This window comes from Chloroflexaceae bacterium, from assembly GCA_025057155.1.
Taxonomy (GTDB): domain Bacteria; phylum Chloroflexota; class Chloroflexia; order Chloroflexales; family Chloroflexaceae; genus JACAEO01.
In genome coordinates, this window is sequence record JANWYD010000001.1 from 39969 (window position 1) to 54228 (window position 14260).

Consider the following 14260-nt stretch of genomic DNA (forward strand, 5'->3'; position numbering starts at 1 on the left):
TCGCCGTCTCATTGCCGCCGCTTGCACCACCCGAGGACCGCCAATGGCCCGCACACCCGTGATCTTCGTGCCCGGTCTGTGTGGCTCGTTTAACCTGCTGGTCCTGCTCGATTTTCAAGGGCCGCGGCTCACCGGCTGGAACTTTCCGCCCTTCATCAGCTACGGAAAACGCTTCCTCGAAGCCTTCGAGGAAGCCGGCTACGTTCGGGATACCGATCTGTTCGTGGCCTTCTACGACTGGCGCAAGTCGGTACAGGACGCGGCGCGCCTGTACCTCAAGCCGTGGATTGATCGGGCGAAGCGCCGCGCCCGCGCCGAGAAGGTGATCCTGGTGGGGCACAGCATGGGCGGTCTGGTCGCGCGGAGCTACATCCAGAGCGCGGAGTACGCACACGATGTCGCCCGGTTGTTTACCCTGGGCACGCCCCATCGTGGCGCGGGTGAGGCCTACTACGCCTGGGGCGGTGGCGAGTTGCGCGCCGATCCCGCCGTCAAGGCGGTCTTCGATGTCTATCTCTGGTACCTCCGCCACGCCCATCCCTTCCAGACCCAACTGGACCCGCTGCGGACAATCCGCGTCCTGGCGCCCGGCGTCCGCGATCTGCTGCCGATTGATAATTACCTGGTCAACCATCAAGGGCCTCCGCTCCCCAAACCCGAGTCTTCGCATCGGGAGCGCAACCTGGTGGGCCTGATGCTGAACCAGCCGGCGCAACTGGATCTGCTGGCCCGGCGCGCGCCGGTTACGACGATCAGAGCGACCGGCTTTCCCACCATTCGGGCGATTGTGGTCGGCGGCCCACCCATTCCTCCCGGTGATCCGCCCCGCTTCCCGGACGGACAGCCGGTGCAAGACGAGGTGGATAACGAAGGAGACGGCACTGTGCGCACCGCCAGCGCCGGTCTGGCGCATCCGGACATCAGCAATCCTGACCCACTGGTCGGTGCGGCCCACGGGGCGCTGCCAGATCATCCCCGGGTGTTAGAGGCGATCCTCAATGAAATTCAGACGTTCATTGACGAGGACGTTCGCCTACCCCTGCTCGGCGCGCCGCCGGTGGAGGAAACGAAGCTGGTAGTGCTCACCGCCTCGCCGGTGACGATGGTGGTGGAGACCCCCGCCGGTCCGCCCCTTCTAGGCGCGGGCGTGCTGGGAGCGCCGCTCGAAGTGGCCAGGGCGCCCGCGCGCCCGCGGCGAGTGCGGGCCCGCGATCACGGTCACAGCGGCAAGCATCTCAACATCGCCATCATCCCCAACCCCCCCGCAGGGGCCTACCGTGTGCATCTGCATGGCACCGCCACGGGCAGCCTGGCCCTGGGTGCCATGCTCATCAGCGCCGAGCAGGTGACCGTCCTTGGCGCGGCTGAAGGCGCAGCCGAAATCGTAACGGCGGAGACCCGGCATACCGAGATCAGCACCGTTCATGGGCAGGTGGCCGACGGGACGGATCTCTTCTACGAGGTGGTGGTGACGGACGTAACCACGCCGCCGGACGTGCATCTTGATATGCGGGCCACTGCCGCCGACGCGATGGCCAAACTGCGCGCGGCCCTGGGCGCGGGCGCGGTGCTCGGCGGCGTCCCGGCGGCAGAGGTGTTGAGCGAGGCGCCGCCGGAGGTGCGGGCCGCCGCCGAGGCGGCGCTGGGCGGAGATGCCGCTGCCGCCGAGGCGGCCCTGGAAACCCTCGGCGGGGCCGAACTGGCGGCAATGGTTGATGCGCTCACGGTCGTTGCCCGCGATGTCGTTGGCGCACAGGACGTGGCCCTCGCCGAGGCGCTCGTGACGCAGTTGCAGGCGTTGAAGACGGGCTAGTCGGTGGCGACTGTGCACCCCCGGAGCAGCCGGGTGGGTGGATGGCTTCACAGAGTGGTGCTATTTCTCCGCGGCGCCGTGCCACTGGCGCTGGTGGCGCTGGCGCTGATCGGCGTGCCGACGGCGCTGGCCTGGTGGTTGCTGGGCGGGCCGCTGGGATGGCGTCACCTGCTGGTAGGAGTGGCGGGTGCAGCGATACTCTTTGCGCTGGCGGGCCTGGCCCTGGGTTGGGCCATCGGGCGGGTGCGGCGGGATCTGTAATACCGTTTTGGATTGTGGAGTGCCGGATATGGCGTCCGAATGAGACCTGGCGATGAAGCGGACGCTGTCTATTCAACAGAAATTGGTATAAATTCAGGCGGTGCGCCGCATGGCATAGTCGACTACGCGTGCCAGGGCTTCGCGGCCAGGGCCGGGGGGCATCTGGGCAAGCATGCCGCGCGCGCTTTCGGCGTAGCGCAGCACCTCTGCCCGGGCTGGAGCGAGACCATAGCGGCGCACCTCATCAGTGGCCCAGCTTTGCTCGCCGGCATCGGCGCTGTCAAGAGCGGCCGCCAGACGCGGTCCGTCGCCGAGCGTAGCAGCGAAAATAAGCGGCAGGGTCACGACCCCGGCGCGGAGGCTGGCGCCGGGAGCGCTGCTGCCGTTCCGCTCGCTGAAATCACGCACTTCGTCGCCGAGGCGCAGGGCCAGACCCAGTTCATGGCCAAAGCGTCCCAGGGTCTCAATCTGTTCCGCATCTCCGCCCCCGATAGCGGCGCCAGCCTTACAGGCGGCCACAATGAGCGCCGCGTCCTTCTGACCCACACGTTCCAGATGGTGTGCCCGTCCCTCCTCGAGCGGCCGCAACGGCGCTGCAGGCGTCAGGATCCCCTCGGTGATCTGCTTGACCGCCTCGGTAAAGAAAACGATCACCCGCGGGTCGGGACTGAGGGCCATCTCGCTGGCGGCCAGAGCAAACAGGTAGTCGCCGACCATAAGGGCCGCGCTGTGGTTCCAGGGACCAACGCGTGGCTGACCGCGGCGGCGTTCGGCTTCGTCCACCAGATCGCTATGGGTTTGTGTGGCGGCGTGGATCAACTCTACGGCTGCTGCAGCGTGGATGGCCCGTTCGAGGTGATAATCGCCGGTTTGCGCCGCCAGGAGCACCAGAGCAGCCCGCAAGCGGGGCGCATCCGGCGGCGACAGTCGAGAACTCGCAATGCTGGTCACCGCGGCGCGCGCGCGTAGGCGGTTCTGGATGATCTGTTCTACCTGCTGGAGATCAGCGCTCAGGGCGGGAGAAAACTCTATATGTGGCATGGCTTGCCGCTGCTTCAGGCGTGCGTGGCGCTATTTTTATTATACGGCGCAATTGATGACGAATAAGCAGGTATTCAGGTAGACCGGCGGAACGCACCCTGAGACGGTCGAAGAAGGCATTCCGCCCTCCGCCCTTCGACGAACACCGCCCCGCCGTCCGGCACAAAAGCGACGACCGCACCGGAGGGTGCGGTCGCTGCCGACTGGCGGGGCTGGTGCGGATCGAACGCACGACCAGCCGCTTAGAAGGCGGCTGCTCTATCCACTGAGCTACAGCCCCATCGCTGAGTGTACTATAAACCAGACATGGAGTGGTGTCAAAGCCTCCCCGGGCCACCAGGTTCTCCTTATGGGCGCAACCCGGAGGATTGCGCCCACAGGGCCTCATCCCACAACGAACGACGCCACACCGGTTAGACCGCTACGCTGGCCGTAGAGCACGATCTGGTAAATGCCGGGCGCCAGGCCCGTGCTGTTCAGCACCAGTTCAATGCTCCCTTCGCTGTTGGCCGTGCCCCTCAGCGATAGCGGCTGGACGCGCCCTCCGGGAGTGTTCAGCCAGGTGGTCACTCCTTCGCCGGGCAGGAAGCGATTGGTGAAAAACGCGAAGCGTGTGCCGGCCGGACCACTCATAGGCGTCCTCTGCACCCAGATATAGGGCGTGTCAACCGGACCGCTGCCCACCAGCACCGGGGCCCAGTTCGTGCGCTGGCCGCCACCCCGAGCATCGTCGCGGAAGGTGTAGCTGGCGCGGGTATCAATCAGCACCGGGGTCTGCGTAGGCGACGGCAACGGCAGGTTCTCATTCACGCGCATAAAGAGCTTGCCGCTGCGCCTGGCCCCCGCACTCAGCGGACCGAACACCACCGTGATGCTGTTCTGGTCCACCGAACGCACCCAGTCCCCGGCCCGGCTGTCCAGGCTGGTATAGAAGCCATAGACCTGAGCGCGGTTGATAGGGAAGACCACCACCGTCTCGCGCGCCGTGCCCCGGCCGTAGTTCGTCAGGCGGAACTCATACTCGAGAAGGCCGCCCCGCGCCACCCAGACGCTCGGCCTGGGCCAGATCGTCACCACCATATCGGCAGGCTCGCCCGGCTCGGGTTCAGGTTCCGGCGCCGGCGTTGGCGTCGGGGTAGGCGTCGGCGCCTGACCGACCTCTGGCGGCCTGCGGAGAACCGGGACGTACACGGTGGCGATGCGGTCAAGCACCGCTATACTCGGAACTGCGTTCTGCTCCAGGAGCGCCAGCGCTTCGTCCAGCATCAACGGATCACTGCTGAGGTAGGCGCGAAGGGTCGCCTCGACCGCCTCCTGTTCGCTCAGCATCCAGATCGGCACGTCGGCCGTTAGAGCTTCTTCCGGCTCGATATTCGGCAGCAGAGGCTCACCGGGCGGGCCGGGCTGGGCGAATGCCTGACCAAGCACTGCCAGCGCCAGCGCCACGACCAACGTCAACGGCAAGCCCCAGCGCCGGATTCGCGCAAGCCTGCGAGACATTGTCGTATCCTTTCACCAGGATGACTGAAGGGGCTACCGTGGCCCCTTCGGGGAAGTCAATAGTACTTCCATCCTATATAACGCTGGCGGATGGGAATATGTTCCATTGTTGGAGAGAAACGGGAAAAACTGGTCTCCCCATTCCTCTGCCCACCGGGGGCATCCGGAAAGGCGCAGCCCCCCGAACGATCCCCCAGGGAACGTTGGCAACCCGGCGTTCTGGAGGCGTCGAGGTTTACACGCAGCGCGCAGGCGCGCGGGCCTGCCGGTAGACGCGGGAAAACTCTTCGGCGAAGGCCCGCGCCAGTACCAGGTCCTCAATGATTAACAGATTTTCGTCGTTCACCTCCTCGGCGCGGCGCGTGAAGTTGTACGAGCCGGTGATGACCACCCGCCCGTCGAGGATCATCACTTTGTGGTGCATCGTATGGCAGTTGCCATCGCGGTGGACATCGAGGCCCGCCACGCGGAGGCGCGCATACTCTGAACCCGACCCGTTGGCGTTGCGCGCTTCAAAGACCACTCGTACCGGCACACCCAGACGGTGACGATTAATCAATGTCTCAGCAATGGCGTCATCGGTGAAGGAGAACGCCAGCACGTCCACGCTACTTCGCGCCAGGGCCAGATGCTCCAGGATGTGTGCGCGCACCGGCTCGTGCGGCGAGAAGAAGGTGGCGATCGTGGCCCCTGGAAGACGCGCCAGAGGATAGGGCGTTGCTCCGCCCTTGCGGCTGCCGAAGCGCCCCGCAGCCATGCGCTCGAACTCAGCGGCGTAGTTCGCCACGACCTGGGGCGCCGTGATACGCAACAGGTTGTTGTTATTGCGGTAGGTGTCGTTCACCGTCACGTTCCACGAGCCGGTCCAGACCACTCGCCGGTCGAGGATGACGAACTTGCTATGCAGAAAGCCGTCACTCCGCTCCCAGCTCACGCTCGCGCCGGCCTCTTCGAGCATCCCCGCCCAGCGGGACATAGCTGGATGGTGCAGGCCCTCACGGTCGAGGGCCATGCGCACCTGCACTCCCCGGGCGCGGGCGCGCATTAACGCCTCGGCGACGCTGGCCAGGTTGTACTCAAAGCTCGCCAGTTCAATCCGCTCCCTGGCAGCGGCGATGTCGGCCAGCAAGGCTCGTTCGAAGGACGGCGCAATCCGGTTGCGCGGCACATCGGGGTAGTGCAACTCCGGCGTGGTGAAGTAAACCGCCACTGTTCCTCCAGCAGTCAGTTGGGGCCGGTGAGAGCGTCCAGGCAAAGGGACGGCCCGCTCCAGGCAGCCATGGGCTGCCACAACAGCGAGCGCGAGCGCCAGGATGATCAGCGTGCGCCTGGAGCGGCGTGGAGCAAGAGTGGCAGGGTCCATACGCCACGAAGTCGAGAAGAGTGCAAAAGAATGGAGGGCTGAGCCTGCAAACCTGGAGGGTCAGGCCCGCGACCCACAAGAAAACCGTTTCAGGAGCGGGAAAGTTACGCTGCCAGAAGAGAAGCGTATGGGCCCTCTACCACTGCGATCGCGGGTCGAGGGCATCGCGGAGGCCGTCGCCGATGTAGTTGATGCTCAGCACCGTGAGGAAGATGAGGAAGCCCGGCCAGAGGACCACCCAGGGAGCGAATTCGAGGAAGTTCTGCCCATCGTTGAGCAGGCGGCCCCAGGTAGGCGTATCGGAGGGAAAGCCCAGACCGAGGAAGGAAAGCACCGACTCGGTAATGATCGCCGCGCCGACGCCGAGGGTCGCTGCGACGATGATCGGCCCGAGGGCATTGGGCAGAATGTGGCGGAACATAATCGTTATCTCGCCAACCCCCAGCGCGTGAGCAGCCTCAACAAACTCTTTCTGTTTGAGCGAGAGGAAGGAACCGCGCACCAGGCGCGCCACGGTCATCCAGTTCAACCCACCGATCACCGTGACGATAAGGATAAAAATGCCTCTTTCCGGTCCGAAGGCGCTGCGCAGACTATCACGGAAGAGAAAGATCAACAGCAGCAGCAACGGCACCACCGGCAAAGCCAGAAACAGATCGGTCAGACGCATAAGCAGGCCGTCAACTCGACCGCCAACGAAGCCGGCTACGGCGCCGATCAGGGTGCCGAGGGTGATGGCGATCAGCATCGCCGCCACGCCAACCGCCAGCGAGACGCGACCGCCGAGCATTACCCGCGCCAGCACATCGCGGCCCAGGTCGTCGGTGCCCATCGGGTGCGCCCGGCTCGGCGGAAGCAGGCTCTGCGAGAAGTCAATTTTGCGCGGATCCCCAGGCCAGATCACGGGGCCAACGATGACCCCCAGCATCAGGAAGGCGAACATCACCGTGCCGGCCACAGCCATGCGATGGCGGCGGAAACGCCGCCAGGCATCGCTCCATAGCGAGCGCGGCGGGCGCAGCGCCTGGGCGAGTGTTGCCGCCTCAAGCGTCGCGCGCGCTCCCGTAGCATGTTCGACAGGCGGGTTCGCTTCCGACATCTTCACTCCTGAGCCTGGCGCCGGGGATCGGCGCTCTTTGCGAGGCATTGGAAACCGGTTTTCCCCGCGCTTTTCCAACCAGCGGCGGCGTTGCTTGCGCCCTGCTATCAGGCAGGGGCGTGGGAAACCCGGTTTTCCCAGGTCAATCGTACCGAATGCGCGGGTCGAGAATCCCGTACAGTACATCCGCAATCAGATTAAACATCACCACCAGCACTGCAAAAATAAACGTAATCGCCATCACCACCGGCGTATCGGAGGTCTGGATTGACTTGATCAGCAACTCACCGATGCCATTGATACGAAAGATCTGTTCGGTCACAATCGCTCCGGTGAAGATGGTCGGCACGCCCAGGGCCAGCAGGGTCACCACGGGGATCATGCTGTTGCGAAACACGTGCCGCAGTATCACCATGCGCTCGCCAAGCCCCTTGGCCCGGGCGGTGCGGGCGTAATCGGAGGGCAGGTTCTCCATCATCGCGGCGCGCACGAAGCGCGTGAGTGAGCCGGTCTGGAACAGGGCCAGCACCGTCACCGGCATAATCATCTGGCGCACCTGACGGGTGAAGGTTTCCCAGTCGGTGACCCGCAGGGTCGTGTCGTAGATAAAGGGCAGCCAGTTCAGACGCACGGAGAAAATCACGATCAACAGTGGGCCGGTAAAGAAGGTCGGCACGGAGAAGCCGATGAAGGCGAAGGTCGTGGCCAGGTTGTCGAAGAGCGAATAAGGGCGCACGGCCGAGATGATGCCGATCGGGATGGCGATGAGGATCGAGACCAGATAGGCCACCCCGACCACCTGCAAGGTCCGCGGCAGGCGCTCGACGATGAGGTTCAGTACGGGAACACGGCTGGTGAAAGAGTAGCCCCAGTCGCCCCGGACCAGGGCGGCCAGCCATTTGAAGTAGCGAATGTACCAGGGGTCGTTAAGCCCCAGGTTCTCGCGGATCTGGTCGCGCACCTCGGGCGGCACTGAGGGATCGGCGGCGAACTGCGCCAGAGGGTCGCCGGGAGCAAGGGCGAGAACGGCGAAGATCACCACGCTGATGCCCAGCAAGGTGGGGATGGCAAAAACGAGCCGGCGGAGAATGTAGCGACCCATAGATGTTCCTGGGAGGGCTTAGCCCTCCCAGACCCTTGCCTGGCATGGCTGTCAAGCGAAGAGCCGCGCTGCTCTCCTGTCACTTGTACCAGTTCGCCACATCCCACAGCTCCGCGTCCCATCCGGAGGGGTTGTAGCCCTTGAGATCCTTGCTGGCGCCGGCGACGCGCGGGCGGGCCACCAGGGGGATCATGGCCACATCGCTGACGATCAGGGCGTCCATCTGGCGAGCGATCTCCACGCGCCTGGCGGGGTCAAGCTCTTTGCGAAGCTGGTCGCAGAGGGCGTCATACTCGGCGTTTTGCCAGCGCATATTATTGGTGCCGCGCCACTCGTTCTCTTTCTGCGAGGCGGCGCTGGAAATCCACCCGCAGAGGTGCGATGTCGGGTCGGGTTCGGTAGCGCCAGTGGTATACATCTGGATATCGGCGAAGAAGTGGCCGATGTTGTCGGGGTTGCCCGGATCGCTGCCGAAGAAAACGCTGCCATCCACGCTTTTCAGTTCGGTCTCCACGCCGATCTCGGCCCAGTTGGCCTTGATCAACTCCTGAGTCTTCTGACGCAGAGTGTTGACGTTGGTCTGGAAGAGCAGGCTGAGACGCCTGCCATCCTTGACCCGAACGCCATCGGGGCCGCGTGTCCATCCAGCCTCGTCGAGGAGGCGGTTGGCCTCGGCGATATCCTGATCGCAACCCTTGAAGATATCGGCGACGCTTTCGGCGAAGGGCGGGTACCACAGGAGGGTGCAGGTTGGATAGCCCGCCGGGCCGTAGAGTTGCTCGGCGATGGCCTTGCGGTCAATCGCCAGGGCCAGGGCCCTGCGCACGTTGAGGTCGGTCAGGAAGGGGTGCGGCTGGCTGAGCTGGCCGCGCTCCTCGCCCAGGGCCGGATCGGGGTTGGTGAAGTTAATCAACAGGCGCTCGACATTGGCCGTGTTATAGGTGACCAGAATGCCCTGGCCGCCCTGGTTGGCCAGTTGCTGGAGCACGGCGGCCTCTACCTGGAGGTTCCATGCCCAGTCCACCTCGCCAGCCTGGAGCACGGCGCGGGCCGCCGAGGGCGCATCGCCGCCGCCCTTCAGCTCCACACGCTTGAAGAAGGGCCGCTCAGGGTCGCGGTACAGTTCGTTGATCTCGTAGATCACCACGTCACCGGGTTTGAACTCGACTACCTTGTAAGGGCCGGTGCCGATGGGGGCTAGATTGGCCGCCTGACAGTCGGCGGCAGTGGAGGCGGCCTCGCCGACGCACTTCTCGAACTGGGCCTTCTGGAGAATGGCCCCGCGGGCGCTGGTAAACACCTGGTAGGGATAGCTGTTGGCAGCCTGCCATGTAATCTTCACCGTATAATCGTCCAGCGCCTCGACCGACTTGATGCCGCGGAAGGCTGCAACGCTCGTACAGGCGGTTTTGGGGTCGGCGCAGTAGTTGTAGGTGAACACCACATCGGCAGCGGTAAAAGGGGCGCCATCGGACCACTGCACGTCCTTGCGCAACTTCCAGGTGATCGAGGTGAAATCCTGGGCCACGCCGCCATTCTCGACAGTAGGAATCTCCTCGGCGAGCAGCGGCACGAAGTTGCCCTCAGGATCGATGGCCGCCAGTGGCTCAAGCACCAGCCGCGAGGCTTCAACGTCTTTTGTGCCGACGGCCAGGTGGGTGTTGAGAATCGTGGGCGCCTGCCAGTAGAGAATGCGCAGTGTATCGCCTTCACCGCGACCGGGACGGGCGGCGGGCGCCTCAGTGGGCGCGGGCGCCGCCGTGGCGGCGGTAGCGGGCGCCGCCGTTGCCGCGGCAGCGGTGGTGGGGGTCGCCGGCGGCGGGGTGGGCGCCTGTGCGGGGGGAGCGCCGCCACATGCTGCCAGAACCATCGCTCCGGTGAGCAGAGCGGCCATCCAGGACCAGATCCGTTGCTGGTTCACGCTGATCTCCTGATCTAGAGGAACGAACCCTGTCTCGGAACCATATGCGGTCAGGTTGCACGCTACAAGCGTGAATGCGGGAAAAGCCGGTTTCCCCGTGCTTGCTCAATGGAAAGCCTTCACACGCAACGCTATAATGCTGCCCGTTAAGGTAACACACTTCTTCTCGGCTTGTCAAGTTCAACGGGATCTTGAGAGTTTTATCGCATCGTAGAGGGAGGATGCCATCGCAAAGCATGGAAAATTGTAAAGCGTTATTGGACCGATCAGTTTTCTTCCAGTCCAATATCGTTCCAGTGTGGCGCAGCCGTGCCGCGCTCCGCGCTCAATGTGCGGGCTTGGCGTCGGGCGCGCCAAAGCCGTCGCGGCGAAAGACGATGTTGCCGCCGGCCATGGTCAACATGACCTGGCCCTTGAGGCGCTGGCCGTGCAGGGGGGTGTTCTGCCCCCGCGAGACGAAGCGTGTCGCGTCCACGGTCCAGGCGGCATCAGGATCGAAGATCACGATGTCGGCGCGGGCGCCGGGGCGCAGGGTGGCCGGGGAGCGGCCAAGCACCTGAGCCGGTCCCTCGGTCAATCTGGCGACCACGTCCACCAGATCCATTTCGCCGCGATGTACCAGCGAGAGCACGAGGGCCAGGGCCGTCTCCAGACCGCTGATGCCAGGCGCGGCCAGGCCGTACTCGCACTCTTTCTCGACGCGCGATTGGGGGCTGTGGCCGGTGGCAATGGCGTCAATCGTGCCATCACGCAGCCCCTCGGCCAGGGCCTCGATGTCCTCCTCGGTTCGCAGCGGCGGGCACACGCGGGTGCTCGGGTCATAGGGCGGCAGACGAGTAGGATCGAGCCAGGAGGGCAGTCCCAGTTCCGGGTGGGGGTTGGACTGGCGGCGTTGCGCCGAAGACGCTACAGGCGCCGGATCATGGATGGCAAGGTTGCCCAGCACCCAGCGATCGGTGAGCGTCAGGTGGTGCGGCGAGACCTCGGCGGTGACACGCACGCCCCGGGCCCTGGCGGCGCGGATGAGGGCCACGCCACCAGCAGTGCTCACCTGACAGATGTGCAGGTGAGCGCCGGTCAGTTCGGCCAGGGCGATGTCACGGGCGATCTGCGCCTCTTCGGCGGCGGCGGGACACCCCGGCAGACCCAGGCGCGTGCTTACCGCGCCCTCGTGCATGGCCCAGCCAGCGCTCAACCGCGCCTCCTGGCACAGGCTCATCACCGGCAACCCCAGGGCGGCGGCGTAGGTGAGGGCGTGCCGCATCAAGGCAGCGTCGCTCAGCGCCCGATCTCCGTCGCTGAAGGCGATGCAACCCGCTTCGGCCAGTTCAGCCAGATCGGCGAGCACGCGCCCCTCGCGGCCCACGGTCAGCGCGCCTATCACGTCCACGTGCACGTGGCCCTCCCGGCGGGCAAGCTCCTGCACCAGCCGCACCGTCGCCGCTGTGTCGTGGGTGGGATGCTCCGTGGGCATCGCGCAGACGGTGGTGAAACCGCCGTGGGCCGCGGCCAGGGTGCCGCTGGCGATGGTCTCTTTGTGCTCTTCGCCCGGCTGGCGCAGGTAGGTGTGGAGATCGGTAAAGCCCGGGGCCACCACCGCGCCGCGGGCATCGATGATCTCCACATCATCGCCCAGCACATGCTGTTCTTCGGCCCGGTCGGCGATTTCGAAGAGGCGCTCCACCTTGCCGTCGGTGACCAGCACGTCGCCTACCGTGGCAACCCGCTGCGCCGGGTCAATGATCGAGCCGTTTTTGATCAGGTAGCGCATGTGACCTCGATGTTGGATTTTGGATTTTAGATTTTGGATTGCTGGTTGATGCGGTGGATATGGGCGCGGGTGGTGTCCCGCCGGAGTCTGAACCGATTGCCCGGAATGGCGCGATGATTCAGCGGGAAGCCGGGTTCCCCGGCGCGCGCCGCCCTCCGGGTTGCAGGCTACGGCGGTTCCTCCCGGCAGTTTCCCCGTACTCATATCAACCTGCCAGGCGGTACAACAGGGCCATGCGCACGGCGACGCCGTTGGTTGCCTGTTCTTCAATCACCGCATTAGGAGCAGTGGCGGCCTCGGGCGAGATCTCGACGCCCTCGTTCATCGGGCCGGGATGCATGATCAACACCCGTTTGCCCAGTCGCGCCAGCCGCTCGGGAGTCAACCCGTAGAGGCGGGTGTACTCCCGCAACGATGGCAGCAGACCGGCCTGTTGCCGCTCTTTCTGCAACCGCAGGAGCATTACGACATCGGCGCTGTCCAGCACCGCGTCGAGTTGATAGGAGATCGTCACCTCTGGCCATGTCGCCGTCCAGTACGCGGGCGGGCCGAGCAGCGTCGCGGGGCCGCAGAGGGTGACGCGGGCGCCCATGCGCGTAAGGCCCCACAGATTGGAGCGGGCCACGCGACTGTGGAGCACATCGCCGACAATGAGCACGTGGAGGCCGCCGATCTGCCCCAGATGTTCGCGCATGGTATAGAGGTCGAGCAGGGCCTGGGTGGGGTGGGCATGGCGCCCATCGCCAGCGTTGATCACCGAGCCGCGGAAGTGCTGCGCGACCAGGTATGGCGCGCCAGACTGGCTGTGACGCATCACCACAATGTCGGCGCCAAGGGCCTGGAGGGTGCGCACGGTATCCACCAGCGACTCGCCCTTCTCGACGCTGCTGCCGCGGGCGCTGAAGTTGACGATATTGGCCGAGAGGGCGCGGGCGGCCAGTTCAAACGAGATGCGCGTGCGGGTGCTGTCCTCATAGAACATGTTCACGATGGTGCGCCCGCGAAGGGCCGGCACCTGCTTGATCTCGCGAGACAGCACCTCTTTCATACTCTCGGCAGTAGTGAGAATCTCCTCGATCTCGGCGGACGAGAAATCGTCTAGATCGATCACGTGGCGACGGCGAGCGCGCTCCGTGGAGGATGTTGGCATACCGTTCACACCATTTCTTTGATGGGGAGTCCCGCTTTCTCCCCGCCGCTGCCTGTGGAAGGGCCTGGATGGCCCTGCCGCCGGTTGGCGAGGCGCGGGGAAACCTGGTTTCCCCCTACTCCTGCTAGAAGGACGGGCGTGGGCGGCCCCGCTGCCAGTTGGACCCGCTGCCAGTTGGAGAGGTGCAGGGAAGCCTGGTTTCTCCTTATTCTCAGGTGGAAGGTTTTGAGCGAGAAGCGGTTTTCGGCATTCCAATGCGCTTACGGTCCTCATCCCCCGCCCCCCTCTCCCGCTTGCGGGAGAGGGGGGGTTGGTCGTTCCAATGCCCCGGATGACGCATGCGACGCGAGCATGCGCCAGAAAACCCTGCACCTGAGAAGGTTTCTCCTCTCCCCTGCCCGTGGGGAAACGCTTATTCTCCAGGCCGGGCGTTGGAGCAACAGGCCCTTCCCACGCCCGTGACAGGCGGGCGGGTTTCCCCTTCCCCGGCCACGCACTGCCCGACATACTACCCCTCTGCTGGAGGGCGCACGATCACCACTTCATCGGCCTCATCGCCGGCCTCCCGCAGATGGACCTCGACCCGTTCGGCGCGGGCGGTGGGCACGTTCTTGCCCACGTAATCGGCGCGAATGGGCAGCTCGCGGTGCCCCCGGTCCACCAGCACTGCCAGTTGAATGCGATCCGGCCGTCCCAGATCGGTCAACGCGTCGAGGGCGGCGCGCACGGTGCGTCCGGTGTAGAGCACATCGTCCACCAGCACCACCACCTTGCCGGTAATATCGGTTTGAATATCGGTTTTGCGCACCAGGGGCGCCGGGCCGCGCAGCTTGAGATCATCGCGGTAGAGAGTAATATCGAGCTGCCCTACCGGCACGCGCATGCCCTCAAAATCGGCGATCGCCGCAGCGATGCGCTCGGCCAGGGGCGCCCCGCGGCGCCGAATGCCCACGAGCACAACATCGTTGAGACCGCCGTTGCGCTCGTCAATCTCGTGAGCGATCCGCACCAGGGCGCGGCGGATGTCGTCGGCGGTCATTATCTGCTTGCGTTCGCTCATACATCGCCCTCCGGGCGGCGAGGATCCTACAGATTTCGCGCATACCCTGAACCGAGGCTTGATCACTCGTGACTGCCGGGACGCAATGGCGCAAAGGTCCGCCATCACGACTACAAACTCGTTGCGCCTTCGCGCCTTTGCGTCAACCCTTCTGGGAAATGCTCTGAGCTGCGCATCAG

The 14260-nt window shown here is 65.0% G+C and carries 11 protein-coding genes and 1 tRNA gene; 2 read left to right on the plus strand and 10 right to left on the minus strand.

Annotation, left to right across the window (positions count from 1 at the left end):
- Positions 1–43 precede the first annotated feature (43 nt).
- Together NZU74_00150 and NZU74_00155 are read left to right on the plus strand one after the other, a co-directional pair.
- Positions 44–1813, plus strand: a complete 1770-nt coding sequence (locus tag NZU74_00150; protein ID MCS6879723.1) for a permease — start codon at positions 44–46, stop codon at positions 1811–1813.
- 54 nt (positions 1814–1867) lie between these two features.
- Complete coding sequence (locus NZU74_00155; GenBank protein MCS6879724.1) at positions 1868–2074, plus strand: hypothetical protein; 207 nt, start codon at positions 1868–1870, stop codon at positions 2072–2074.
- 93 nt (positions 2075–2167) lie between these two features.
- On the opposite strand, the gene NZU74_00160 is transcribed toward NZU74_00155, so the two are convergent.
- The 10 genes from NZU74_00160 to pyrR all read right to left on the minus strand — a co-directional run bounded on the left by NZU74_00160 (position 2168) and on the right by pyrR (position 14081).
- On the minus strand, positions 2168–3115 hold the full coding sequence (locus tag NZU74_00160; GenBank protein ID MCS6879725.1) for a polyprenyl synthetase family protein: 948 nt from the start codon (positions 3113–3115) through the stop codon (positions 2168–2170).
- 204 nt (positions 3116–3319) lie between these two features.
- Positions 3320–3395: transfer RNA gene (locus NZU74_00165), tRNA-Arg, on the minus strand.
- A gap of 104 nt (positions 3396–3499) precedes the next feature.
- Complete coding sequence (locus NZU74_00170) at positions 3500–4615, minus strand: hypothetical protein (protein MCS6879726.1); 1116 nt, start codon at positions 4613–4615, stop codon at positions 3500–3502.
- A 235-nt stretch (positions 4616–4850) separates the two neighbouring features.
- Positions 4851–5825 (minus strand): phospholipase D-like domain-containing protein, encoded by a 975-nt coding sequence (locus NZU74_00175; GenBank protein MCS6879727.1) that lies wholly within the window; start codon positions 5823–5825, stop codon positions 4851–4853.
- Between the two features lie 289 nt (positions 5826–6114).
- Positions 6115–7077 (minus strand): ABC transporter permease, encoded by a 963-nt coding sequence (locus NZU74_00180; GenBank protein ID MCS6879728.1) that lies wholly within the window; start codon positions 7075–7077, stop codon positions 6115–6117.
- A gap of 142 nt (positions 7078–7219) precedes the next feature.
- On the minus strand, positions 7220–8179 hold the full coding sequence (locus tag NZU74_00185) for an ABC transporter permease (GenBank protein MCS6879729.1): 960 nt from the start codon (positions 8177–8179) through the stop codon (positions 7220–7222).
- A gap of 79 nt (positions 8180–8258) precedes the next feature.
- Positions 8259–10100 carry a peptide ABC transporter substrate-binding protein gene (locus NZU74_00190; GenBank protein MCS6879730.1) on the minus strand — a complete coding sequence of 614 codons (1842 nt, stop codon included), beginning with the start codon at positions 10098–10100 and terminating at the stop codon, positions 8259–8261.
- A 325-nt stretch (positions 10101–10425) separates the two neighbouring features.
- Positions 10426–11871, minus strand: coding sequence for a dihydroorotase (locus NZU74_00195; protein MCS6879731.1), 1446 nt, complete (start codon positions 11869–11871; stop codon positions 10426–10428).
- A 205-nt stretch (positions 11872–12076) separates the two neighbouring features.
- On the minus strand, positions 12077–13021 hold the full coding sequence (locus NZU74_00200; protein MCS6879732.1) for an aspartate carbamoyltransferase catalytic subunit: 945 nt from the start codon (positions 13019–13021) through the stop codon (positions 12077–12079).
- 508 nt (positions 13022–13529) lie between these two features.
- The gene (pyrR, locus tag NZU74_00205; protein ID MCS6879733.1) at positions 13530–14081 is read right to left on the minus strand and encodes a bifunctional pyr operon transcriptional regulator/uracil phosphoribosyltransferase PyrR; all 552 of its coding nucleotides are present in this window, start codon (positions 14079–14081) and stop codon (positions 13530–13532) included.
- Positions 14082–14260 lie beyond the last annotated feature (179 nt).

What these genes read in the sequence shown, in the direction of transcription:
- NZU74_00185 (MCS6879729.1), bottom strand. Translation starts at nt 8,179, where the DNA reads ATGGGTCGCTACATTCTCCGCCGGCTCGTTTTTGCCATCCCCACCTTG.
- NZU74_00200 (MCS6879732.1), bottom strand. Translation starts at nt 13,021, where the DNA reads ATGCCAACATCCTCCACGGAGCGCGCTCGCCGTCGCCACGTGATCGAT.
- NZU74_00180 (MCS6879728.1), bottom strand. Translation starts at nt 7,077, where the DNA reads ATGTCGGAAGCGAACCCGCCTGTCGAACATGCTACGGGAGCGCGCGCG.
- NZU74_00195 (MCS6879731.1), bottom strand. Translation starts at nt 11,871, where the DNA reads ATGCGCTACCTGATCAAAAACGGCTCGATCATTGACCCGGCGCAGCGG.
- NZU74_00160 (MCS6879725.1), bottom strand. Translation starts at nt 3,115, where the DNA reads ATGCCACATATAGAGTTTTCTCCCGCCCTGAGCGCTGATCTCCAGCAG.
- NZU74_00150 (MCS6879723.1), top strand. Translation starts at nt 44, where the DNA reads ATGGCCCGCACACCCGTGATCTTCGTGCCCGGTCTGTGTGGCTCGTTT.
- pyrR (MCS6879733.1), bottom strand. Translation starts at nt 14,081, where the DNA reads ATGAGCGAACGCAAGCAGATAATGACCGCCGACGACATCCGCCGCGCC.
- NZU74_00170 (MCS6879726.1), bottom strand. Translation starts at nt 4,615, where the DNA reads ATGTCTCGCAGGCTTGCGCGAATCCGGCGCTGGGGCTTGCCGTTGACG.